Source organism: Kosakonia oryzendophytica (assembly GCF_027886705.1).
GTDB classification, from domain to species: domain Bacteria; phylum Pseudomonadota; class Gammaproteobacteria; order Enterobacterales; family Enterobacteriaceae; genus Kosakonia; species Kosakonia oryzendophytica.
The window spans coordinates 66,422-87,830 of record NZ_CP115659.1 but is presented as its reverse complement, the minus strand read 5'-3'; the positions used below and the strand labels follow the sequence as shown (position 1 = coordinate 87,830).

The following is a 21,409-nucleotide window of genomic DNA, read 5'->3' as shown; positions in this document are numbered from 1 at the left end:
GCTCCCTTTAGGCATCAGATTTTGCTTGCGGCGTTAAGATTAAGACCTCGTTTTCCTGCGCCACGATGGTCTCCTCCAGGGTATTCCCTTCAGCATCGACCAGTTCCAGCAACAGGACGTTTTGCACCAGCGGGTGCTGTTGAATGGTGGCTAACAGCTGGTAGTAATCGATCTGGTTACCCAGCGCCACCGCCTGTTGCAGGTCGGTCCCCCAAGGCATATAGCGTTGTTGCAACCAGTCGGATAACTGCTGGTAGCCATAGGTGGGGTTCACGCCATCCAGGAAAGTCACCTGGTAGCGAGCAGTAATATCGACATAATTCGGGTTGGTTAATTTGGGGTTTGCCCACGGGCAGGTAAACGGTCTAAGCCATGCAGCCATCTCGTCCAGCCGCCCCTGGCTTAATGCCGGGCGCAGCATATCGTCATTATCACTGACGCGACTGCCGGGAATAATGACCAGTTCCTGCACTGTCAACGCGGGAATGGTCAACAGCTTGCTCACATCCAGAAAATGGATGTCGTAGACCTGGGGGTACTGCTCCAGCAGCATATGGCGCATATCCTGCCAGGTAATAGCGCGGTGGCGGGTGGCGATGCGCAGCGCTGTGCGTTCAAAAAGTTCGACCGTGGTTTCCCGCGCCTTGCCGCCTTCCGAAGGGAGTAACTGATTGACAGAACTGATTGGCACAACTGGCGACGCCAACTGAGAAATGGTGCCCGCGGGCAAAGGCTGCGAAAAGTGGCTGCTATCCACCTCACCGCTCAGATTCAGCGTGGCGGTCATCGCATTGGTAAACAGGTTACGCACTTTCGGCACGGTATCGCTGCTTACACTGGTGACGACGCCTTTTAACCAGTAATATTCGTCGGATAATCCGTCACCGCCCACCGCAACGTTGCCGGGCAGGATTGCCTGCCACAGCCCGCTGAATAATAAGCCCTGCGTCGCGTCGTTCAACGTGGCATCCAGCGCCTGCCATGCCCGCTCGCTGGTGTAGCAATACCAGCTCAACGTCAGCGCGGAAAGCGACTGCATAGCCCAGTAGATCGAGACACTGTCTCCGGCAACCACACCACTCATACCGATATAAATGGCCTGTTCGGTGACCTCGCCAGCACGGAGCAACGCAGTGCGACCAAGGATCTGCTCAAGGGTAACCGTTTGGGTGAATTGGGTGTCGATACGACTCACCTGCGGCGTCCAGGGCGCGTTTTTCCCTGTGGGGTCGCTGGCCCACTCCTGATGATGAAAATCGGAGCCACTTAACTCAACCCGAATGCTGTAACCGCCTGCCGATGCATCCAGATCGGCGGGGAGCGTAACGGTTAGCGGTCGCATTTGCGGCGCTCCCTCGCCAGTAAACAACGCCTGCTCCGCAAGCAAAGAGCGGTCACCGGACGGCATGACCAGATAAAGACTCGCCTTAAACACGGTGTTGTCCGCCGGAGGGGTGGTGTAACGGAAATACCAGAGGGCGAAATTTTCTGTGGGCAGGTTCTGCCATTGGGGGGAAATGGTCAGCGTGCCACCGCTTTCAATTAACGCAGATGGCAAAGCGAGTTCAAAGCCATCGCCCAGTAACGGCTGGCTGCCAAACGGGTAACTCACGCTGTCGAGAAAGCCGTGCCCGCTCTGGGGAAGGTAACCGATATCCTGCACCTGACTGATCGTCACCTGATATGACGTGGGCAAAGCAGCAAGTTTCCCGGCCGGATACTGCAACACCAGCGAGGCGCCCTCCCTGGCGGAGGCATCCTGATGCCAGTCTTTAATCAACAGACTGGAAGGCAAGCGATAAAGCACTTCGCTGTCGCTGGCGCGTGTGGCGCGAAAAACGAGCGGCGTCTGTTTTTGCCCGAGCAGGGAGATTGTCGGCGTGATTTCGCTGCTGCTGCGGGTGACGTCGCTGCCCGACAGAACGTTAACACTGATGTCACCGTTGAGACCGACCAGGGTCGAATCGAGCACCAGCTCACGCTGCAAACCCTCGACATGTTGGGTGGTGCTGAACAGTCGAATACCGCCTTCCGGTAATTCGATGTTGTTGTCAGTATCCAGCGCGGTCATCAGCAGCCAATTACCGCTGGCATCCTGCTTCGTCCAGCACAATTTAACCAGCTGTTGGTGGTTTAGCAGTATATCGCTGTCAGTCTGGTAGGTAAGGGTATTCCCGGCGGCATCCTGCCCGGCATCCAATAACGTACCCGCAGGCAGCAGCCAGGATTTGCTGTTGCTTTTAAGATTAAAGCTCACCGCCACCGTATCGGGTTTTATCGCACCATGATCAAACCCTAACAGGTCCTGGTAATAAAGTGTGCGATGGCGGTCAGGTACCGTATTCAGTAAGAGTTTTGGCGTTTCCAGCAAACCCAGCAATAACAATAAAAAAGTGTGCTGTACCGGTAAATTTCTATCTGCTGGCGTCACGCCTGTATAAATATCACTGAGCTGTTGCGGCGTTATGCCGTTAAACCAGAAATCGCCCCAAAGCGAGTTTTCATCGCTGGCGAAGGGAATGGATTCCGTGTATCGCTGCAAAAAATCCAGAATTTGCGCAGGCGTTCTCTCTTCCAGCGGGAAGTTATTTTCCACAACGACGTCGGCCAGTTTCGCTTTAAGTTCATCTAAGTCAGGCATGGCATTATCCGCTCGGCAGTTGATAAAAAAACGGGAGGGTCCAATTGCGAGTGACGTTCAATAAAAAGCGTGGATTTATCCCGTTGTTACAAACATTTGAGAATTGATGAATTTTCCGGTACCTGTTTGCGGCGATGGTCCGGCCTCCGGTCCCTGGGGATTACTGGCTGGCGACTGCGGAGTAAAAAGGGCGGAAAACTGGCTCCCGGTAACGATCAACGGCATCGTCGATTTGGCAAAGTTCGCCAGTTGATCCGCCGCCAGACTGGAAATGGTGATGCTCCCTGTGCCGGGCGTGGGATAGGCCGCACTCATATAGGTAGCTTTAATCGACACTTTTTTTTCGTCGCCTGAGACGCACACTTTTTTATTCATGATTTGTGCGATTCCTGAGGCTTTTATCATGCAGGGTTCGATTGGCGTCACCGTATACATGCCAAAGGTCACGCCGAATTGCAGCATGTCATTATCAACAATCACAAAATTACTCATAGCAACCTCAACGCATAACCTTCATTGACCGCCAGCGTGCCAGACAGCGTTTCCGTAATATCGCTGCCAAGCAATTTCAGCGTAATTTGCACCAGCAACCGGCTGACATCATTGGTCGCTTGTTTTATCAGGATCTCTTTGACTTCCGTGCGTTGCTCATTCACCAGCACGGCATCTTCAATATGGTTTCGGATACTGGCTAACAGTTCATCGGTAATATTCTCAAACAAAAACTCATTAAGCCCACCGCCGTAGGTTTCACGCATAATGCGCTCGCCGGGTTCAGTCATAAATAACACCAGCAGGCTTTGTAATACCGAATCGACGCCTTCCGCCATTTTTACCCCCTCAGCGACGCTGAATTGCGGCGGAAAAGCCCAACTACGTCCTAAAGAGGCGGCGTATTTATCGCTACTCATAGTTCCTCCGCACGCTGAGCGGGTTAATTTTTCATATTAATGCTCGGGCTCACAATTTCGACTTGCCCTTTACCATTAATGGAGAACTTATTATTCGCCTGCCAGGTCACATCGCTGGCATTAATTTGCACTTGCTTATCGACGTCGACCGTTATTTCACTGCCATGAATTTGCATCTGATTATTGGCATCAACAATGACTTTGCTGCCATTATCCGCTGACAACGTTAATGTTTTTGCGTCCAAATCAATAAGCAGCTGTTGGGTAATATCTTGTTTGTTCACTACCACGGCTTTTTGGTTGTTCTTTTTATCCGGCGGGAAAGGGGATTTATTTTTCGGATTATGCATCGACCCAAGAATGACCGGGTAACTGTAGGCCCCCTCAATAAACCCTAACACCACTTCGTCTCCCGGCTCCGGGTAAAAGCAAAAACCACTCGCTTTGCTGGCGTAGGGTTTACCCAGCCTGGCGAACAAATATTCACCGGCGACATTCAGCGCCGGGATCTCCACCGGAATACGCTCAATGTTTTGCGGATCGGGGGTAAAATCCGCAACGATACCAATATGCAATGTCCCGGTGATATCCGCCTCCATCTGACTGATGGGCATGCCGATAAGCAGTTTCGTACGCCAGCCGTGCTCTGTTTCAATCACCTGCTCAACACCGGAAACCAGTACCGTGCCATCCAGCCCTGCGCCAAAATCCGCCAGGGCAATACTGTCTCCGGGCGCAATATCGCGAATACCTGTCATCACCACAAAGCCCTGAGCCTCGCTCATTTGGTGATAGTTCACCCAGGAGCGGGATAATTTGCTCAGATCGTTCTCCGGGAAGTAGCTGAAGGCCAGTTTGTAGTTGTGTTCCGCGCCTTTCGTCGCAGACGCCGCTGCGGCGGAGGGATGCCAGGGATCAAACGCATCATTTTTCACCAGTTGCGGGGAATTCAGCGCCTGCTCGTTCACATCCCAGCCCTGTAAAGCCAGGCTGTCGAGAATAAAACGGTTATCGAAGTTAATATCCACTTCATATAAGGCATATTTTTCGTTTTTATCGTACTGCTTAAACGTATGTTTCGCCGAGGCAGGCATATTCAGCGCACCAACGGTAACAGTATTGCTGGCGGCGTCTGGCAATAACCAGCAGTTGGTGGCTTTTAAGCGTCGACAAATAAACGACCAGTCGCTGATACGGTATTGCACCATCTGTTCATGCACCGCATTCAGTTGCGCATCGGCTTTTACGGTGGCTTTCACTGCGGCTTTATTAAACAGTGTGGTCAAGATCGCCCGGTCCGCCTGCTGGCGGTAGAGGTCGCTACGCGGCGGCCAGGCCAGTTTTTGCAAGGCGTGGCGGGCTTCTATTTTGATCACCCGCTGCGCGCCCTGAAGCTGAACTTTTTTCTGCGTTAGCGCGCCCGAAAATAAGGCAACATTATCCAGCGCGATCGTCACACTCACGCCTGGCGTTAGCCGGGCGACTTCGGCGGCAAGGGCAGTGTCGCTGGTGTTGTTATTGTCCGTGGGTAACATCAGCTCCAGCCGGGCTGAAGGGATCTCATTAAGTTGTTGCAGTACCCGCAACCAGCGAATGCCCAGCGTGCTGGTCTGCCCGCCGATTTTCAGGGTGATGTCATTCATCACTCACCCCCTTTTGCACCAGCAAATCGCCACCCACTGCAAAATCGTCGAGATTATCCATATCGTTTTGCCAGGCGAGCGAAAGATAATCGACATTGGCGGCCAGGGAGGCTGCGGCACTTGCCGCTAACAGTGCCAGCGTGGCCTGATCGGTGATGTTGACCAGAATATTGCTGGGTGAGAGCAGTTGTTTTTCAGCGTTCTGAATCACAATGCTCGAATCCGCCACCAGTTGCAGGTGCGCGGTAGCGCGCAAGGGGGTCGCGTTACGATCAAATAAAGTGTAATGAATCGATAATTCACTGGCGCGCCCGGCAAAATAGCCTTTATTTTCCCAGCGCATGTTTCCCCATGTGATTTGTAAAAAATGGGGCGTATCGGTTGAAGCATCCACCGCGCAAAGAAATTTCAGCATCGCCATCTGGCTTTCAATGGAGGTGCTATTGCCTGGCATGTCGGCATCAAACAAGAGATTCAGCCCCAGCCCGGACGGTTCGGAAACCACATAACGATTGCTCTGTACGGACTGGTTGACCGTCTCTTCTGTGCTATAGCGCGTCTGGTAATCAAGCTGGAGGGTTTCGGGGTTATACATGACCTGCATTTTCCCGGCGGGAATTTTACCTTCACGGTCTTTCCAGGCGGAAATGGTCAGTTTCGCCAGGCTTCGGTCAAGTAGGCTCATAGCAACTCCCGTTCAATCAGGTAAGCCACAATTTCCTGTTTGAGTTTTTCAATCAGATACTCTTCGTGGAGCCGCTCTGCGGTCGTTAATGGCCGTTGCCCGGCGGGTAACGTGTTCTCGGTTACCTGGGCTTCAATAATGAGTTCATTAATTTCAATGGTCATAGTTTGGTCCCCAGCACGCGCATATCCTGATAGCGAAGCTCAAGCGTATTGATCAGTACCGTGTTGCTGGCGGCATCAAGATCGCCCATGCGCCAGCTTACCGGTAGGGCGTTGCTGATGGTCCAAACAGTGACAGGCAACAGCATATTGTGATCCAGCAACATGATGACGACATTCGCCATCAGCGTGCTTTCCCGGCGTAGCACACGATCGAACTGCAACGTCAGCGGCGACAAGCGCATGACGCCGCGTTCAAGGACCAGCGAACCATGCTCGACCTTCTCCGCCAGCCAGATATTTTGGGCGTTCTCGCCCCCTTCACGATGCTGGGTAACAGAAAGCTCACGACCCAGGCCAGAAACGCGCTGAAACGCGATATCCAATGGGCTGGGAATGTAGTTAAAAAGGAAATTCACCAGGAATCGGTGAGACACAGCAGGCAGGTTTTCCATTATGCGCTCTCCTCGAATTGCGTGGTGCTGGCGCGGGCATCGAGGGTGATGGTCAAATCAATGAATTCCGCAGGCGCCAGCAGCGCCAGTTGAATGTTGATAATCATTCGTCCCGCGCTGAGATCGTCCGCCGTCATGGTTTCATCCAGTCCGACGGCAATGCTGAACGCCTCTTCTTCCTGGGTGCCATAAAATGCGCCCGCCAGCCATTGCTGGCGCAGCCATGACCACAGCTGCCCTTTTAATTTCATCCACGTCAATGCGTTATTGGGTTCAAAAACGAATGAACGGGCGATATTTTTCAGGCGATTTTCGATGCTATTCATCAGCAAACGAGTCTGGATATAGCGCCACGGCGAGGTGTCATCATTTAATAATGTCCGGCATCCCCACAGGTAGACACCCTTCCCCGGGAAACTGCAAATAGGGTTGGCGAACACCCCGGTTCGGGTAAATAAATTTTGCGCTAATGCGGTGTCATATGTCGGGCGAATGGTTTTCAGTAAGGCGATGTTGGCTGGCGCTTTCCAGACGCCATAGGTTTTTGCACTGAGCTGAATGGCTGCCGCCACCGCAGGCAAGGGGGAGAGCCGCCGGTAACTGATGGCGCTATCCCTCTCATCTGCATAACTGGTTTCAAGGCGAGGCCACCAGGCGGCGGCGTTGCGGCAGTATTCCGGGGAGAAGGTGTTAAGCGCCAGCGTATTCGCCATATCCGGTGCTTCAGGCAGCTCCAGTAATGCGAAGCGACGTTCATACTGAGCAAGTTCCAGCAACGCCTGCCAGCCCTGATACCAGAGATCCTGCGTGTCAGTGGTCAGGTCGTTAAGCTCACTCAACTCCGGCACCAGCAATAACCCGCTGTGGATGTCATCCATCACCGCCGCTACCAGCTCTGGCGTTTGCAATGCCGCCACCAGCGCATCCAATCTGTCGGCATCGCTGCTCCATTGCGCTGTGTCGCCCAGTGAATAGACATAGCAAATGCGACCATTGTTATCGAAAAAATGGCGCAGCGCCCACGCCAGTGTTCCCGTTTCGCCAAAGCGCGCATTGGCTTCGGCAAGCGACGCAAGCGCCACCGGTACACCACTCTCCTCCACCTGCGTGGTATAGCCAATAAACAGCGGTATTGTTACCGGATCATCGGTTGATTCAGCAGTTAAAAGGGTATCGCCGACCGATACCCTTGGAAGCACCATAGCCATCGGAATAGATCCTTGTGAGCAGGGAAAAGAGCGTCAGCGAAAGGTTTACTGCGCCATATTTTGCGTAAACTGCAGAATAATAAATTCCGCAGGGCGCACGGCGGCCATCCCGATCTGCACAATCATCTTGCCCTGATTGATGTCTTCTTCGGTCATGGTGATCCCTTTACCAATCCGCACAAAGTAAGCTTCTTCTGGGCTGTTTCCGGCCAGGCCGCCTTTTTGCCAGAGGCCATAAAGATAGGTATCAATAGCGGCCCAGACACGGGTCCAGGTTGGCTGACTATTGGGTTCAAACACCACCGGGCGCATGGCTTTTTTGACGTCACGCTCTGCGGTATCAAATAACCGACGAACCGAGATATAACGCCAGTTATCATCGTTCTGTTGCGTTCTGCCGCCCCAGACGACTACGCCGCGATCGCTGAAATAGCGGATGACATTAATACCCGCCTCATTCATTGGCCCTTGCGCATCATCCGACACGCGTACACTGACATCCGAGACACCATTGAGGATCACATTCGCCGGAGCTTTCCATACCCCACGTTCACGGTCAGTTTTGCAGTACACACCCGCCATCGCCCCGGAGGCAGGAACCGTCAACACGGAAACGTTCTGTCCTATCAGTTCCGTGACCTGAGCGGCCAGATCGGGATTGATTTTCTTAAGATCCGCCAATGTAGAGACAACAGTACCTGTGGCATCGGTATAACCCGTGATGGTCACATCATTGCCACTAATTTTCCCCGGTTTTACAGAGAGGGCCGGGTAGTAAACCGCCACATGATCAAACCCTTTCACCGCATCCGGCGCAGCCGCAGAGTCAGCATCAGCGATTAAGAAGTATCCTTTGCTCTGATCCAGCGAGCCTGCAAGCGCTTTGTAAACGGCATCGCGGTAAGCCTCTGTGCCATCGAGCACTACCAGGAGAGTGATGTCATCATAATCACCTATTAGCGTCGGTATGCTTGCCAATAGCGTGGCATCGGTAGTGTCTTCGAGCGCAAAGACATAACAAGGGTTACCGCCATTCTGGAAATAGAGTTGCAACGCCAGAGTAGCGGTCGCTTCGGTCACAACAGGTGCTTTCGGGACGTATTCATACTCAACAGCCGCTGCGGTGGCCGCTGCGCCAGCGTCGAGGGTATCGGTGCCGCCAGTTTCTCCTGTACCACTATCTCCTGTACCGGTTCCTCCTGAAGTGTCCGTTTTTTCCGTAGAGGTAATTTCGACTGAGGCGGAATAACCTGCACTGCTCGCGGTAAACATCTGTACAAAATCGAGCCAACCGCTGATTCTGACAATTTTACCTTTGTATTTATCTTCCAGCGCTGCAAAGGCGCCGATAAATAGCGGTACTGCCGTCGCCCCCTGGCTCACGGATATTGCCGGGGTGGCGTCTTCTTCAATATAAACACCGGGGACAATGGTTTCGATTGACATAATTTTGTTCCTGTAAATTATTGAGCAATATCTTGGGAGAATTGCAGTAGGATAAATTCAGCGGGACGAACGGCTGCCAGACCAAGGTTGATAATAAGCCGACCCTGGTAAATATCCTCCTCCGTCATCGTGATGCCTTTACCCACCTCAACAAACCAGGCTTCTGTCGGGTTATTGCCCACCAAAGCCCCTTGCTGCCACAAGCCATAGAGATAATTATCCAGCGCAGCTTTAACACGCTGCCAGGTTGGATGATTATTGGTTTCGAATACCACCTTATTAAGTGAAAGCCGGACATCCTTTTCAATCATATTAAACAGGCGACGCACGGGAATATATCGCCAGTTATCACTGTCCTCCAGCGTTCTGGCCCCCCATAATACAGTTCCAACACCTGGGTATTCGCGAAACATATTCAGCGCTTTACCTTGGTTAAATCGCCCTTGTAAATCATCACTGATGGGATATTTAAGCGATGCCACCCCGTTAATAATGAGGTTGGCAGGTGCTTTCCAGACACCCAATAAGCTGTCTGCTTGTGCAATCGCCGCAGCAGCCATGGCACTGGGAGGAATATTGCTACCACGCAGCGAAGTTCCCCACGGGTAAAATACCGCAGCATTCGCCAGCGCCGGATAATCCGCCATAATGGTATTGGCAGTATCCGTAGCGCTAATTTTTGCGTTGGCGGAATCGAGCAGTATAAAGACTTGATGACCACGGCGATTTGAAAAATCAGTAATCTGATTAAACAGATCGTTCCCTGTACCCGCAGCGACAACCAAAGTAATATCGTCGTACTGATTTAATATGTCATCCAGATAGCTTTTTTGGAACAGATAGCATTTACCGCCACCGTTCATAAACCACAATTTTATGGCAATAACATAAGCATATTCATTGTCATTCCCTTGCTGGCTTTTAACAAACTCCGCCCAGTTATTGAAAACATAAATATTCTCGATATGAGGCTGGCCGGCAACTTTACGAAATGCAAAGGCAGGTACGGCGGTCGCCGAAGACGACACGACAAAGTTAGCCGTCGTATCTTCACCCAGATACACACCAGGATAAGTAGCGGTGGTCGCCATTGATCAGCTCCTGTATTAGCTGCCTGCTTGCACGGTGACTCTGTCCGCCATCAACGTCAGTTGTTGGACAGCCACTTCATTACTGGTTGCATCGAACGACGGCGAGGAAAGCGCAGTGGGGAAAGCGTTCGACACGCTCCAGCTCAGTAATACTTCTGTACCGGTGTCGTTAGTCAGGCTAATCAGAATGTCTTTCTTTTCGACCCGATTGTATTGAATAGAATTAATCCAATCGTAAAGGGCATTTTGCCCCGGGAATATGCCCTGAGAGAGAGTAATATTAATGGCTTGCCGTTGGCCGGGCATTTTAAACCAATTTCCTGTGCCATCACGGTACTCGATAGTATCGTAATTAATATCCAGGCCCGACGCGCTGGAAAATGGCATCTGTTCATCACCAAGCGTAACGATAAAGCGATAGGTGGGAATGGGATAAAGGCTGGCAATTTCATCAGCTGTAGTAGCCATGGATATATCCTTCTGGAGTTAACACAGCGTTTTGACATGAAGTGCAGACATGGACAATGCAGCTATAAGCATGGACAATACTGCACACTCTTTAGATAAAGTGAATATCGAATCATTCTCACCGGCTTGAATTAGTAGAAATCGTTACCTTTAAATTTAAAAAAGGCACGCTACCGCCCATGCCATACGCCAAAGAGTGATTCGACAGGCACTTTTAAAAACCAAAAAAATTATCAGCATTAAAATAACAACGACAAAATAAGCACAAAGAATGCGCATGCATTGTGTGTTATCGATATAACTGATTGATCTTATTGAGACTAAAAATCGTGAAAGAAAAGGCTAATTACTTTCTCCTTAAACAAAAACAAGCGGCTAAAGAGAAATAATTAATAAAAAATTAGATAGGGTCATTTAAAAAGGCAAGTTTACCTTAAAAGAATTCTGACTTTTCATCTGCGCGCCTGGGAAAAAATACAGCAAAAGAATAAAATCATGCACTTAAAGAAAACTTTCAAATTGCACATTCACATTTTGTCAGGAAATAATTTTTTGGGTGTTTCTGAATATCGTGTCGTTTTAAAAAAATACAGATGTTAAAATATAAAAATAACAACCACCTGCCATTCTTCTTTACAAGATCGTTAACGCAGTAAGGTATGTTTACCCTTACAATAATATTTAGCAACGTTAATCTTTTTATTAGCGCAGGAAAATAATCCTTTTACTCACATGAAAGATTGCAGCTCAGGCAAAGACCTTATACAGTCACAGGTATGTCTTTATTATCATACAATTACTGTTTTTATTTGCCGGGGACACTATGCCTTACATGACTTTTAATGCCGTAGCCGCAGGATGCAGGAGGGGAGGTTAATGACATTATCCTCTCCGCTACTGCGCAACTGGCTGCGGTTGCTTGTCATATCAATACCGTTGGTGGCGCTGATGGAGCTGATCCATCTGCCTGCGGCGCTACTCTTAGGCCCCATGTTCGCTGGCATTTTTCTCGCCATCACCAACCATCCGCTTACCATCAGTAAAAAATGCTTTAGCGCGGCGCAAGCGGTGGTCGGCGCGATGATAGCTCATGCCATCCCACCGTCGGTTTTTGGTCGTATCGCAGCCGACTGGCCGTTGTTTATCAGTTGTATTGTGGCGGTGATTTTCGCCAGTGCAATCCTTGGCTGGATCATGGCGAAACTACAGGTCTTCCCTGGCTCTACCGCCATCTGGGGATCATCGCCGGGTGCAGCGGCAGCAATGACCATTATGGCAGAGAGCTTCGGCGCAGATGTGCGGCTGGTGGCCTTTATGCAGTACCTGCGGGTGATGATTGTGGCGCTGGTGGCAGTGCTGGTTACCCGCATGTGGATGGGAACCGATAACCCGGACCACGCCGTGGCGACGTTTACGTTGTTTGGCCCGCTGCGCGGGTTGGCCTTTGCCGGGACGTTACTGGTGATTGCCACAGGCTACCTGATTGCCCGTAAGGTGAAAATGCCCTCCGGGCCGATGCTGATCACGCTGGTATTAGGAACGATTGTTGAAGATACCGGTTTGCTGCGCCTTGAACTGCCGCCGTGGTTGCTGGCGCTTTCTTACGCCATTATCGGTTGGAGCATCGGCCTGCGCTTTACGCGGGAGATTGTCGGCTATGCCGCCCGCGCATTACCGCGCGTGCTGCTGTCGGTCATGACGCTGGTTGCCGTGTGTTGCGGTTTCGCCTTTTTACTGGTGCGCTTCGCGGGTATCGATCCGCTGACCGCTTACCTGGCCACCAGCCCCGGTGGAGCGGATACAGTGGCGATTATTGCCTCATCAAGCCATGTGGATATTTCGTTTGTGATGGCCATGCAGACCGGGCGCTTTATTCTGGTGTTGATCACCGGGCCTGCGATCTCACGTTTTGTCGCAAAACGGCTGGGGACATAGAAAAGTTAATGCATCGTCCAGTCCTGCAAACGTAGACCTGGAATTCGGACAAACTCGCGGGTGTTGTTGGTCACGAGAATTAATCCCAAGGAACGGGCATGAGCACCAATCATGGCATCATAAGGCCCGATGGGTGCCCCTTCTCTTGCCAGCTCCGCCCTGAGTTGACCAGTATGCACTGACGCATCGATACCATAAGGCAGCACCTCCAGCCTGGCGGTAAACCCTTCAACGACACGCAAGTTTTTTTCAGGCGCGGCCGATTTCTCTGCACCATAAATTAGCTCCATCAATGTGATAGAGCTGATACACATCTGTCCGTCACGCTGATTGAATGCCCGGCGGACAGTTTCGGGTTTATTTTTTATAGTGAAAATACAAATGTTTGTATCAAGCATAAATTTGAGCATCAAAAATCTTCCCTGTCCTGATCCCCTGGTTGCTCACGCGCGGTCATAAAATCAGCAGATGCATTCTCCCCATCAAACCAGCTATCCCAGCTTTCTCCTGATGGAGTGATAATTCGTGTGCGCCCCACAGCAATAATATCAACGTGCCTGACGTCTTCTGGCAGAGCCACGGCTTTTGGCAAACGTACAGCCTGACTGCGATTGCTTTTAAAAAGTGTCGTTTTCTCCATCCGTCTCTCCACTGATGAAATTTCATACTGACAAGCATAAGTGAGTGGCGGGATATGTCAATGGGATATACAAAAACACCGCTTTACGATTAGGGCGAGAATCAGGCCAGCCGCAGCGTCTCAATCACTTCCGCCACCTGCCGTCGGGCGTCGCCCGTCAGCGTGCGCAGAGGCGCGGGCAGGCACGGCGCAGCGACTGCACCGAGCAATTCCGCAGCAGTGGCGATCACCCGCAGGCTACCGCCGTAACGCCGGAACAGATCCCACAGCGGAGCCAGCGCAGCAGAGTGCTCGCGCGCTTGCGCCGTATCCCCGGCAAGCGCGGCGCGAGCGATCGTCAGTGCCGCTTCGGGGAACAGTCCTCCCATGACCGAATACCAGATGCCGCATCCGGCGTTGAGTCCGTCTACCGCAATCGCATCACCGCTGATGCCCAGAGTGACTGTTTCCGGGATCTGCGACCGCAGGCTGGCAATGCGTTCCAACGCAGACACCGGCGGAATTTTGATAGAGCCAATATTGGGCAACTGTGCAATGCGCGCCAGTAAGCCATCGCTAAAAGTAAAGTGCGTAGCGCCGGGGTTGTCGTACACACACAGCGGCACGGAGAGCTCGCGAGTCACCGCTGCATACAAGTCGAACACCTCATCTTCCGTTAGCGTGTGATAAGAAACCGGCGCCAGCAGCAGTGCGCTTACGCCCGCTTTCTGTGCATCCTCCGCCAGCCACAACACATCGCGGGTGCGGAGCGCGCCGATGCCAGCTATCACCGGCACTGCGCCGGAGTGCTCCGTCGCCAGGCGCAACGCGGTGGCCCGTTCGTTGCGGCTGAAATAGGGGTAGCATCCGGTCGATCCCAGCGCGCCAATCGAATCCACACCGGCAGTACGCAGCCGTTCAATCAGCCGCACATAGGCCGCTTCGTCCAGCTTGTCATCCACCAGCGGCGTCAGCGGAAAGGCACTCAATCCTGTGAAATCCATTCTGTTGTCCTCTTCAGATATCAAACCCGAGCAGCGACATTTGGCTACTGCAGCCCGGCATCATACGTTGCAACCCGGCAATCAGTTCGTCGCCCGCTTCACATAACGCCGCCTTCGGCATCTCCGGCAGACTTTCAAGAATAAACCACATCCGATGATCGGTGGCGCTTAAGCGGGTGCGCACGCCCTGACGCCAGTTCCAGCGGCGGCACGTCACGCCCACATCATCACGCCAGATCACCTCGCCCGGTTCGGGAGACTCCTGCGCCAGTTGCCCCTCTTTCATGATGTCGAACAGCTCACTACCGTCTGCAATGGTCAGGTGCGGCGCCCCCACATAGGCGGCAATATTCTCGCCACCCACCGGAATAGCGTAGCGCAGGCTAATGGCGTTATAGAGATCCACCACCGGATCAATTGCTGGTACCACGCCATCCCGCTGGACACGTTTACGCAGCGCCAGCGCCGAGTTGGGCGTACGCTTTGGCTTCGCGCCAAACTGTTTAAACACCGTGTCCCATGCGGCGAGGTGCGCATCTGCCCAGGCCGGGCCACCTGCTGCAACTGAAGCGCACGCACCGAGCAGCGCGTCTTCGCCCACCTGCGGGTTGAGCAGAGTGGTGGCATCCACCATCACGCTGAGCGCACGAAAACCCGGCGCGATGGTTGCCAGGCGAGCATCAATTGACGGCTGAACGGAAAGCATCGGATAATCCTTTTTAATGACCAATTTATTTCATACTATCGACCGATGACCAAAAAAGTCAATAAATCGACCGACTCCGGTGCAGACATTCAGCGCGTCAGTGAAGCGGTAGCAGCGCGTATTAAAGCGTTTCGTAAACAACAAAAACTCTCGCTGGATGAGCTGTCCCGCCGGGCGGGCGTCAGTAAAGGCATGTTGGTGGAAATCGAGAAATGCCTTGCCAACCCCAGTATCGCCCTGTTGTGTAAAATCTCGGCGGCGATGGGCGTCTCGGTGGCCGACATTGTGGATATCGCCAGTAAACCGACCGCACATCTGATCACACCGGAGGAGATACCGGTACTGTGGCGTGGTGAAAAAGGCGGTTCAGCCCGTTTGCTGGCAGGCACCAGTGGCCCGGATATGCTGGAAATGTGGCGCTGGGAAATGTTTCCCGGGGAGCGTTTTACCTCCCCCGGGCATCCGTCCGGCACGGTGGAGCTGTTACATGTGGAAAGCGGCGCTCTCGCTATTCAGGTGGATCAAACTGCGCTGCTTATTGCAGAAGGCTGCTCGGCGGTCGCGCAAACCGATGTGCCGCACCATTATGCCAATGACACCACACAACCGGTCATTTTCACCATGACGGTCAGCGAACGCCATTCATGAACTCTGTTCATAACCCCATTATGATTTAGTGGGGTTATCATTTTCGCCCGCCTGCTTAAGATAGCGTTCCGCCTTTGTCGGCGCCCTTCCATCGCTACTCTTATCAGGATTTTATGGCAGCGGCATTATCTCTTCATGGGTGCCGGCAGGCTTTCGCGACGGTGCGCCGTGGATCACGCGGTGATGGTGCTGCGTCGCTATTGATGAGTTGCACTCATACAGCCATGCCGATTTTCGCCAATAGTCGCCACGGCTTGCGGGTTTTATGATCGTCTCATTACTTTCCCATCAGACGCATAATCCACACGCTACGCTATACAGACGTGCCCATACACAGGAGAACAACATGAAAATCATCCGTAATGCCTCCGTTCCTTCGGCGCAGGGTCCACAAGAGTATTTCACCGGTCGCGTACGCATCGACGCCCCCTTTAAAGCCGAGGCCCCTGCCCGCGTGGGCGGCGCAACGGTAACATTTGAGCCCGGCGCTCGCACCGCATGGCATACCCATCCACTGGGCCAGACGCTGATCGTGATTCAGGGTAAAGGCTGGATCCAGTGCGAAGGCGAAGCCGTGCAGGAGATGAATCAGGGCGATATTGTCTGGATCCCGGAAGAGGTGAAACACTGGCATGGCGCGACGGCCGAAAGCGCAATGACGCATATCGCCATTGCCGAATCGTTAAACGGCAGCCCGGTCACTTGGCTGGAGCAGGTGACCGATGAGCAGTATCGAGGGCAATAAAGGCCGCCTGGCTGTTTCCGGCGCAGACTACCTCTGCGCCATCAGCATCACACCGTGGGTATAACGGGTATGCAAATCCTGCTCAAATTGCTCACGTAGCGACTGCGGCGACAGGATGCCGATGTCCGGTAGCCAGTAACGCAACCAGCGAAAGAGCGTATGGGGATCGCTGATGGCGGTTGAAAGCGTCAGGCTACCATCGTCATGCTGTTCCAGAATGCGCTGCGAAGGAAAGAGGGAACGGCGGGTAACGTATTCCGCTACCTGAGCAGAAACCCGCAATCGCGTCTCCACCCTTGAACCGAAACGGATCCCCACGCCGCTATCCAGTTCGGCCAGCACATCCGCATGCGGTGTAAAATGCCGCACCGTTTCTTTAAGGCCTTCAATTTTCGCCAGTTCAAACGCCTTCAGACGCCCTTGTTCAACGGCGGCCAGATACCACAAGCCGTACTGGTTGATCAGCCGGTAAGGTTGTGCCTGGCGGGCTTTGTCCCGATAGTGATAGTCCACTTCACAATGTACGGTAATCGCCCGATTGAGTAGGTTGATGCGATCTTCAATCAGTCGGTTTTCCCGGCTACTGGCGGCATGAAAGGCAATGTTGTCACGATTTTTCATGCTGTTACGTAGCGACTGGCCGTCATTACGAGGGAAAAGATGTGCCACACCGGCAAAATCGGCGAACTCCGCCAGGTGACCGGTATGCAGAGAAGGCAGAAGATGTGAGCTGAGCTTGTAGCGCCCGGGAGCAACCTGATCGAGGATATGCCCCAGTCTGGCAAGATCCCGATAAGCAGTGCGCTCCGTGATGCCGAACTTATCGCAAAGCCACGCTTTATCAATAGTTCGCCCCTGGTAAAGCGCACCGAAAATTTCACAGAGCCGCTCAATGAGCGGGTCATGTTTTCTGTCGTGACTTTCTTTCATGTTCCCCTGGTTCCGGAGTCAAAAGTCTCAGAAGACGTTAAACGAATACGGCCTGACCATGGCGGCATAGCCCTGTTTTATAGGTAAAAAAGTGTTTGTTCTTAGGGGTTAACGGCAGAAAGCTAAAAAACTAAAATGAAATTTCCGCAGACAGCAGCAGATTCATACAACCCCTTTATTTCACTGAGGAGAAGATAACCTATTGTCCTGACAGGGAATGTCAGTGAAGCCTGTTGCGCGTGTGGAGTTCGATGGTTCGCGGCAGGTCGATAACCCTGCCGTGTTACTACAGATGGAAATCTACGGTGCACTGCCGCATGCAGCGTATGGCATGCGGCAGGCTTCAGAGAGGGAAAAAGCGCTACCGATCTGCTGCTACGATATTTACCTTATTGGCGGCTATCACAAACGGCAGATAAATCAGTGTAGAAACCGCCAGACACAGCAGACCGACAAACAGCGCCAGCCAGTTTCCTCCGGTTCCCAGGAACGCAATGAGTGGGCCGGGCGTTGTCCACGGCACGGCATACGCGATAGGCGGAATCAGCTCCATGGTGATAAAGACATAGCCAATCAGCGAGTTAACAAACGGAGTCAGCACAAACGGAATCACCAGAATCGGATTCAGAACAATAGGCAGCCCGAAAATAACCGGTTCGTTGATATTGAATAGGCCCGGAACAAAGGCCATTTTCGCCATTTCACGGTAATCTTTACGCCGCGAAGCGATAAAGATCGCCAGCAAGAGCCCCAATGTCATTCCCGAGCCACCGTAGTTAGCGAAAGCATCGTTAATACCGCCCCAGGTAATCGGGTAGGGCGCACCCCAAGTGGTACCATGCGACGCGGTATACGACAGGTTTTCCAGGTTAGCTTCTGTGAAAATGGCCTCACGAATCGCCGCCACAGTATTCGGCCCGTGGATGCCCAGCACCCACAAAAAGTTTGCGACCAGGCCGAGGATCAACACAGCGAAAATATTCGTGCCCATATCTTTTAACGGCGATTGGATCAGGGTGTAGACCAGATCATTCAAGCCATCCGGCGAGATTTTCGCCAGCAGATAGTTGATAACGGAAAACAGGATCATCACAAAGAAGATAGGCAACAGCACCTTAAAAGAGCGGGAGACCGCGGGCGGCACTGCAGCAGGCATCGTAATGGTTACTTTAGGGTTGCGCGCCAGACGGCAGAACACTTCGCTGGCGATCAATGCAACAATAATAGCGACAAATAACCCCTGCGGCCCAAGGTATTGGGTGGTGAGATACGCCTGCCCGTCAATGACGGTGTAAGGCGTGTAAACAACAAAAAACGCACCAATCGACGTTAATCCGCACAGGAGATCGTCTTGTTGATAGTTAATGGCAATATTGCGCGCCACCAGAAAGGTAATTAAAACCGCCATAATATTGACCGAGCCATTCATGACGGGTGTGAATATTGCCTGCGCCGCGGCCAGATTGGGGAAAAGCGCATCCAGATGCAAAATACTGGCGATAAAACCATCAGGTGAGAGAATCGCAAAATTAATAAGAATAATCAGCGAACTGGCCATCACAATCGGGAAGGACAATATAAATGCATCCCGCACTGCCGAAATATGGATCTGTGAGTTTAATTTAACCGCAATAGGAACGAGAATTTTCTCCATACCTCGTTCAAAAGACTCCATGAAACTCATGATGATTCCTTTTAATCTTGTTACCGTTTTAATTAATAATGCACACAGGGATTCAGTGTGCGGAAAAAATTCCACACACAAAGAAGGAATAATTATCCGAAAAGGAATTATTCAGCCAGACAAACCAGCGCACTGTCTAAAACGGCTTTGCCATCCATCTGCCCGTAAGCTTTCATATCAATCACGGCGACAGGGACCCGACCCTGTACAACCTCCTCTAATTCTTTTTTCTGGAAACGCACCTGGGGTCCCAACAATACAATATCCACCTCATTTTTCTTCAACGTCTCTTTGGCTTCCGATATGGCTAATGCATTAATGGTTACCTTAATATTTACCGTATCCGCATACTCTTTCATGCGTTTCACCAACATACTTGTCGACATCCCTGCGGCGCATACCAATAATATGTTTTTCATATGAATCGTCCCTTACTATATTGATAAACATTCACTTATCGTTATTTTACCAGGTGTTTATAGCTTTATCTCTCAGCGCGATCACAATAAGCACTGCAACGAAATGTAAAACCATACAATAATAACGCGATAATGTAAGTTGAACCTGTAATTAATACTCTTCAGTAAGAAAAAAGGAAGGCGTGTAATTATTCCACCTGCACGCCGTTATTTTTTCCGGATAGTCGATGCATCCATATAAGCACAATGATCATACCGCCAGGATAGAGTGCAACAGTCAATAAGCCTATATGTAACGATGAATACTCCATGATCAGCCCAACCAGCCACGGCACAAGACTACAGCCCGCATTACCAAAAGCCGTCAGTACACCGAACATGGTCGCACCGCCTCGCGGATAGGCATCCGCAGACATCGCCAGCATAGTTGGCCAAAGACAGCTTCCTGAAAATCCAGCCAGAATACAGGCAGCAATGGCAATCGTTGGGCTGGGAGGAAAACCGATCACAACAAACAGCGCCACGGTCACAGCGCAGCAGCCCAACATTAACACCTCGGGAGAGATACGCTGCTGCACCATAGCCGCCGCCATTCTCCCCAGCGCCATCGCCACAGAAAAGCCAGCCAGTGCAAACCCGCCGATCTCCTTCGACAATCCCAATCCCCGCTCAGCGTAAGTCGGCAACCATTGCGACAGCCCCGTTTCTGTGGCGCCGCCTAAAAAGATAGCGATCAGGCAAGCGACGAAATAAGGACGTTTTATCAAGCTCGTCAGCGCTTCTCTTGGTGCCGATTCCTGCACCAGGGGAGGGAAAGTAAGCCGCAGGAACAACAGTGCTGTCCCCAATGGTGCAATCATGACCCCCAACGCAACCATGCGCCATGAAATCCCCCATTTCAGCGCAAAGCTGGCGATCAGTACTGCACCTACCGCACCAAGACAAAAATAGGAGTGTAGCCAGTTCATAGCCGCACTGCGTCTGGCAGGCTGTAACGCCACGACAATCGGGCTGAGCAGCATATCCAGCATGCCTGCTCCCCACCCCATCAGCGCGACAGCGAACAACAGGAAAGTGTAGGTGGGTGCCATCGCCACAAAGCCTAACCCAAGCGCCATGACCAGCAGTCCAAATAAAATAAACCGCTGAGCATTGCCCCGATCAGCCAGCGGCCCGGTCACCAGGATAGCGGTGATAAAACTGAGAAACATGACTGCCGGAATACGCCCCAATTGCTCACCGGTCAGCCCGGAATCACTGTCAAAGGCGTCGCTGAATGTGGTCAGATAGACGGGCAAGAAGTTGAGTGCAATGGCCAGGCATATCATGGCGGCATAGCAGGCGCAGAGAGACAGACGCTGCTGATGAGGTGAAATCGTCATTGGGTATCCCTGTCAGAAACGGTCAGCATTATGCGCCTGCCACTGACATTCCATGAGTTCAATCTCAGAGAAGCGGGCAGCAAAAGAAGAGTCTCCGGGGCTACTGGCAAAAAAACCAAACTGCACACGCGCCTCAGCGTGAGATAAATGGAACATGCGCATCATGTGAAAGTCTCTGCCATTCAGTGAGTTTTCCAGTAGAAAATCACTCTCCCTGCGGCTCAACCGGTAATACATGGTCTGCCGATGCCGATCAAAGTTAGACATCGACCAATCCGAAAATCCGTGATTAGTCACCACCGAAAACAACTGCTGGTAACCATTTTTTTGATATTCAATACCACTTTTCATCCAGTGGTCTTCATCCTGGTAAATGAACAGACCGCACTGATCAAAATAGATAGAAGAATTAAACGACACCCTGGCTTTCAGAGTCCAGAATCGCTCCTCGCGGCTAATAACTGCAGCAGGGGCATTATCATACTCAAGCCCATAATACGTCCCGCGCCAAAAATCAGTATCGGGAGAGGTGTAAAGAATAATATCATCCTCATCAAGGACAAGGTATTCATTGACATTAAGCCAGATTAGCTCAGAAGCTTTGAATTTTTCCATTTTATTTTTCAGC

General features: G+C 51.9%; 23 protein-coding genes. 3 read left to right on the top strand and 20 right to left on the bottom strand.

Features of this window, described 5'->3' with window-relative positions:
- Positions 1-7: 7 nt before the first annotated feature.
- The 11 genes from O9K67_RS00380 to O9K67_RS00330 all read right to left on the bottom strand — a co-directional run bounded on the left by O9K67_RS00380 (position 8) and on the right by O9K67_RS00330 (position 10,709).
- Entirely contained in the window at positions 8-2,641 is a 2,634-nt protein-coding gene (locus tag O9K67_RS00380) for a hypothetical protein (RefSeq protein WP_061492467.1), read from the bottom strand.
- A gap of 75 nt (positions 2,642-2,716) precedes the next feature.
- Entirely contained in the window at positions 2,717-3,133 is a 417-nt protein-coding gene (locus O9K67_RS00375) for a hypothetical protein (protein ID WP_061492466.1), read from the bottom strand.
- Positions 3,130-3,552 (bottom strand): GPW/gp25 family protein, encoded by a 423-nt coding sequence (locus O9K67_RS00370; protein WP_061492465.1) that lies wholly within the window; start codon positions 3,550-3,552, stop codon positions 3,130-3,132. The genes O9K67_RS00375 and O9K67_RS00370 overlap by 4 nt, the downstream gene beginning before the upstream one ends.
- A 23-nt stretch (positions 3,553-3,575) precedes the next feature.
- Entirely contained in the window at positions 3,576-5,195 is a 1,620-nt protein-coding gene (locus O9K67_RS00365) for a phage baseplate assembly protein V (RefSeq protein WP_061492464.1), read from the bottom strand.
- Complete coding sequence (locus O9K67_RS00360) at positions 5,188-5,880, bottom strand: CIS tube protein (RefSeq protein ID WP_061492463.1); 693 nt, start codon at positions 5,878-5,880, stop codon at positions 5,188-5,190. Before O9K67_RS00360 ends, O9K67_RS00365 begins: the two co-directional genes overlap by 8 nt.
- Positions 5,877-6,044 carry a DUF5908 family protein gene (locus tag O9K67_RS00355; protein ID WP_271044630.1) on the bottom strand — a complete coding sequence of 56 codons (168 nt, stop codon included), beginning with the start codon at positions 6,042-6,044 and terminating at the stop codon, positions 5,877-5,879. Before O9K67_RS00355 ends, O9K67_RS00360 begins: the two co-directional genes overlap by 4 nt.
- Positions 6,041-6,496: a phage tail protein gene (locus O9K67_RS00350; protein WP_061492462.1), complete on the bottom strand. Its 456-nt coding sequence runs from the start codon at positions 6,494-6,496 to the stop codon at positions 6,041-6,043. Before O9K67_RS00350 ends, O9K67_RS00355 begins: the two co-directional genes overlap by 4 nt.
- Entirely contained in the window at positions 6,496-7,704 is a 1,209-nt protein-coding gene (locus tag O9K67_RS00345; RefSeq protein WP_061492461.1) for a phage tail sheath C-terminal domain-containing protein, read from the bottom strand. Before O9K67_RS00345 ends, O9K67_RS00350 begins: the two co-directional genes overlap by 1 nt.
- Before the next feature lie 45 nt (positions 7,705-7,749).
- The gene (locus O9K67_RS00340; RefSeq protein WP_061492460.1) at positions 7,750-9,150 is read right to left on the bottom strand and encodes a phage tail sheath family protein; all 1,401 of its coding nucleotides are present in this window, start codon (positions 9,148-9,150) and stop codon (positions 7,750-7,752) included.
- Between the two features lie 17 nt (positions 9,151-9,167).
- Positions 9,168-10,241 (bottom strand): phage tail sheath family protein, encoded by a 1,074-nt coding sequence (locus O9K67_RS00335; protein ID WP_061492459.1) that lies wholly within the window; start codon positions 10,239-10,241, stop codon positions 9,168-9,170.
- 15 nt (positions 10,242-10,256) lie between these two features.
- Positions 10,257-10,709, bottom strand: a complete 453-nt coding sequence (locus O9K67_RS00330) for a phage tail protein (RefSeq protein WP_061492458.1) — start codon at positions 10,707-10,709, stop codon at positions 10,257-10,259.
- 876 nt (positions 10,710-11,585) lie between these two features.
- Here O9K67_RS00330 and O9K67_RS00325 point away from each other — a divergent pair.
- Positions 11,586-12,644, top strand: a complete 1,059-nt coding sequence (locus O9K67_RS00325) for an AbrB family transcriptional regulator (protein ID WP_061492457.1) — start codon at positions 11,586-11,588, stop codon at positions 12,642-12,644.
- Positions 12,645-12,649: 5 nt separating this feature from the next.
- Here the strand turns inward: O9K67_RS00325 and vapC are convergent, their stop codons facing one another.
- The 4 genes from vapC to O9K67_RS00305 form a co-directional block, all read right to left on the bottom strand.
- Positions 12,650-13,054, bottom strand: a complete 405-nt coding sequence (gene vapC / locus O9K67_RS00320) for a type II toxin-antitoxin system tRNA(fMet)-specific endonuclease VapC (protein WP_061492456.1) — start codon at positions 13,052-13,054, stop codon at positions 12,650-12,652.
- A complete protein-coding gene (gene vapB, locus O9K67_RS00315) occupies positions 13,054-13,284 on the bottom strand; it encodes a type II toxin-antitoxin system VapB family antitoxin (protein ID WP_061492455.1) in 231 nt (76 codons plus the stop codon). Before vapB ends, vapC begins: the two co-directional genes overlap by 1 nt.
- 101 nt (positions 13,285-13,385) lie before the next feature.
- The gene (locus tag O9K67_RS00310) at positions 13,386-14,267 is read right to left on the bottom strand and encodes a dihydrodipicolinate synthase family protein (RefSeq protein WP_061492454.1); all 882 of its coding nucleotides are present in this window, start codon (positions 14,265-14,267) and stop codon (positions 13,386-13,388) included.
- A gap of 13 nt (positions 14,268-14,280) precedes the next feature.
- Entirely contained in the window at positions 14,281-14,973 is a 693-nt protein-coding gene (locus tag O9K67_RS00305; RefSeq protein WP_061492453.1) for a B3/B4 domain-containing protein, read from the bottom strand.
- 45 nt (positions 14,974-15,018) lie between these two features.
- On the opposite strand from O9K67_RS00305, the gene O9K67_RS00300 reads away from it, so the two are divergent.
- Together O9K67_RS00300 and O9K67_RS00295 are read left to right on the top strand one after the other, a co-directional pair.
- Entirely contained in the window at positions 15,019-15,621 is a 603-nt protein-coding gene (locus O9K67_RS00300) for an XRE family transcriptional regulator (RefSeq protein ID WP_061492452.1), read from the top strand.
- 346 nt (positions 15,622-15,967) lie between these two features.
- Complete coding sequence (locus tag O9K67_RS00295; protein ID WP_061492451.1) at positions 15,968-16,366, top strand: (R)-mandelonitrile lyase; 399 nt, start codon at positions 15,968-15,970, stop codon at positions 16,364-16,366.
- A 27-nt stretch (positions 16,367-16,393) separates the two neighbouring features.
- Here the strand turns inward: O9K67_RS00295 and O9K67_RS00290 are convergent, their stop codons facing one another.
- The 5 genes from O9K67_RS00290 to O9K67_RS00270 all read right to left on the bottom strand — a co-directional run bounded on the left by O9K67_RS00290 (position 16,394) and on the right by O9K67_RS00270 (position 21,396).
- Positions 16,394-17,296, bottom strand: a complete 903-nt coding sequence (locus O9K67_RS00290; RefSeq protein WP_061492450.1) for a helix-turn-helix transcriptional regulator — start codon at positions 17,294-17,296, stop codon at positions 16,394-16,396.
- 361 nt (positions 17,297-17,657) lie between these two features.
- A complete protein-coding gene (locus O9K67_RS00285) occupies positions 17,658-18,980 on the bottom strand; it encodes a PTS sugar transporter subunit IIC (RefSeq protein WP_061492449.1) in 1,323 nt (440 codons plus the stop codon).
- Between the two features lie 107 nt (positions 18,981-19,087).
- The gene (locus tag O9K67_RS00280) at positions 19,088-19,399 is read right to left on the bottom strand and encodes a PTS sugar transporter subunit IIB (RefSeq protein ID WP_061492448.1); all 312 of its coding nucleotides are present in this window, start codon (positions 19,397-19,399) and stop codon (positions 19,088-19,090) included.
- Between the two features lie 188 nt (positions 19,400-19,587).
- A complete protein-coding gene (locus O9K67_RS00275) occupies positions 19,588-20,781 on the bottom strand; it encodes an MFS transporter (protein ID WP_061492447.1) in 1,194 nt (397 codons plus the stop codon).
- A gap of 12 nt (positions 20,782-20,793) precedes the next feature.
- Positions 20,794-21,396 (bottom strand): DUF1349 domain-containing protein, encoded by a 603-nt coding sequence (locus O9K67_RS00270; protein ID WP_061492446.1) that lies wholly within the window; start codon positions 21,394-21,396, stop codon positions 20,794-20,796.
- Positions 21,397-21,409: the final 13 nt, after the last annotated feature.

What these genes read in the sequence shown, in the direction of transcription:
- O9K67_RS00355 (WP_271044630.1), bottom strand. Translation starts at nt 6,044, where the DNA reads ATGACCATTGAAATTAATGAACTCATTATTGAAGCCCAGGTAACCGAG.
- vapC (WP_061492456.1), bottom strand. Translation starts at nt 13,054, where the DNA reads ATGCTCAAATTTATGCTTGATACAAACATTTGTATTTTCACTATAAAA.
- O9K67_RS00335 (WP_061492459.1), bottom strand. Translation starts at nt 10,241, where the DNA reads ATGGCGACCACCGCTACTTATCCTGGTGTGTATCTGGGTGAAGATACG.
- O9K67_RS00295 (WP_061492451.1), top strand. Translation starts at nt 15,968, where the DNA reads ATGAAAATCATCCGTAATGCCTCCGTTCCTTCGGCGCAGGGTCCACAA.
- O9K67_RS00340 (WP_061492460.1), bottom strand. Translation starts at nt 9,150, where the DNA reads ATGTCAATCGAAACCATTGTCCCCGGTGTTTATATTGAAGAAGACGCC.
- O9K67_RS00280 (WP_061492448.1), bottom strand. Translation starts at nt 19,399, where the DNA reads ATGAAAAACATATTATTGGTATGCGCCGCAGGGATGTCGACAAGTATG.
- O9K67_RS00330 (WP_061492458.1), bottom strand. Translation starts at nt 10,709, where the DNA reads ATGGCTACTACAGCTGATGAAATTGCCAGCCTTTATCCCATTCCCACC.
- O9K67_RS00375 (WP_061492466.1), bottom strand. Translation starts at nt 3,133, where the DNA reads ATGAGTAATTTTGTGATTGTTGATAATGACATGCTGCAATTCGGCGTG.
- O9K67_RS00325 (WP_061492457.1), top strand. Translation starts at nt 11,586, where the DNA reads ATGACATTATCCTCTCCGCTACTGCGCAACTGGCTGCGGTTGCTTGTC.
- O9K67_RS00285 (WP_061492449.1), bottom strand. Translation starts at nt 18,980, where the DNA reads ATGAGTTTCATGGAGTCTTTTGAACGAGGTATGGAGAAAATTCTCGTT.
- O9K67_RS00345 (WP_061492461.1), bottom strand. Translation starts at nt 7,704, where the DNA reads ATGGCTATGGTGCTTCCAAGGGTATCGGTCGGCGATACCCTTTTAACT.
- O9K67_RS00290 (WP_061492450.1), bottom strand. Translation starts at nt 17,296, where the DNA reads ATGAAAGAAAGTCACGACAGAAAACATGACCCGCTCATTGAGCGGCTC.
- O9K67_RS00360 (WP_061492463.1), bottom strand. Translation starts at nt 5,880, where the DNA reads ATGAGCCTACTTGACCGAAGCCTGGCGAAACTGACCATTTCCGCCTGG.
- O9K67_RS00270 (WP_061492446.1), bottom strand. Translation starts at nt 21,396, where the DNA reads ATGGAAAAATTCAAAGCTTCTGAGCTAATCTGGCTTAATGTCAATGAA.
- O9K67_RS00370 (WP_061492465.1), bottom strand. Translation starts at nt 3,552, where the DNA reads ATGAGTAGCGATAAATACGCCGCCTCTTTAGGACGTAGTTGGGCTTTT.
- vapB (WP_061492455.1), bottom strand. Translation starts at nt 13,284, where the DNA reads ATGGAGAAAACGACACTTTTTAAAAGCAATCGCAGTCAGGCTGTACGT.
- O9K67_RS00350 (WP_061492462.1), bottom strand. Translation starts at nt 6,496, where the DNA reads ATGGAAAACCTGCCTGCTGTGTCTCACCGATTCCTGGTGAATTTCCTT.
- O9K67_RS00365 (WP_061492464.1), bottom strand. Translation starts at nt 5,195, where the DNA reads ATGAATGACATCACCCTGAAAATCGGCGGGCAGACCAGCACGCTGGGC.
- O9K67_RS00275 (WP_061492447.1), bottom strand. Translation starts at nt 20,781, where the DNA reads ATGACGATTTCACCTCATCAGCAGCGTCTGTCTCTCTGCGCCTGCTAT.
- O9K67_RS00300 (WP_061492452.1), top strand. Translation starts at nt 15,019, where the DNA reads ATGACCAAAAAAGTCAATAAATCGACCGACTCCGGTGCAGACATTCAG.
- O9K67_RS00310 (WP_061492454.1), bottom strand. Translation starts at nt 14,267, where the DNA reads ATGGATTTCACAGGATTGAGTGCCTTTCCGCTGACGCCGCTGGTGGAT.
- O9K67_RS00305 (WP_061492453.1), bottom strand. Translation starts at nt 14,973, where the DNA reads ATGCTTTCCGTTCAGCCGTCAATTGATGCTCGCCTGGCAACCATCGCG.
- O9K67_RS00380 (WP_061492467.1), bottom strand. Translation starts at nt 2,641, where the DNA reads ATGCCTGACTTAGATGAACTTAAAGCGAAACTGGCCGACGTCGTTGTG.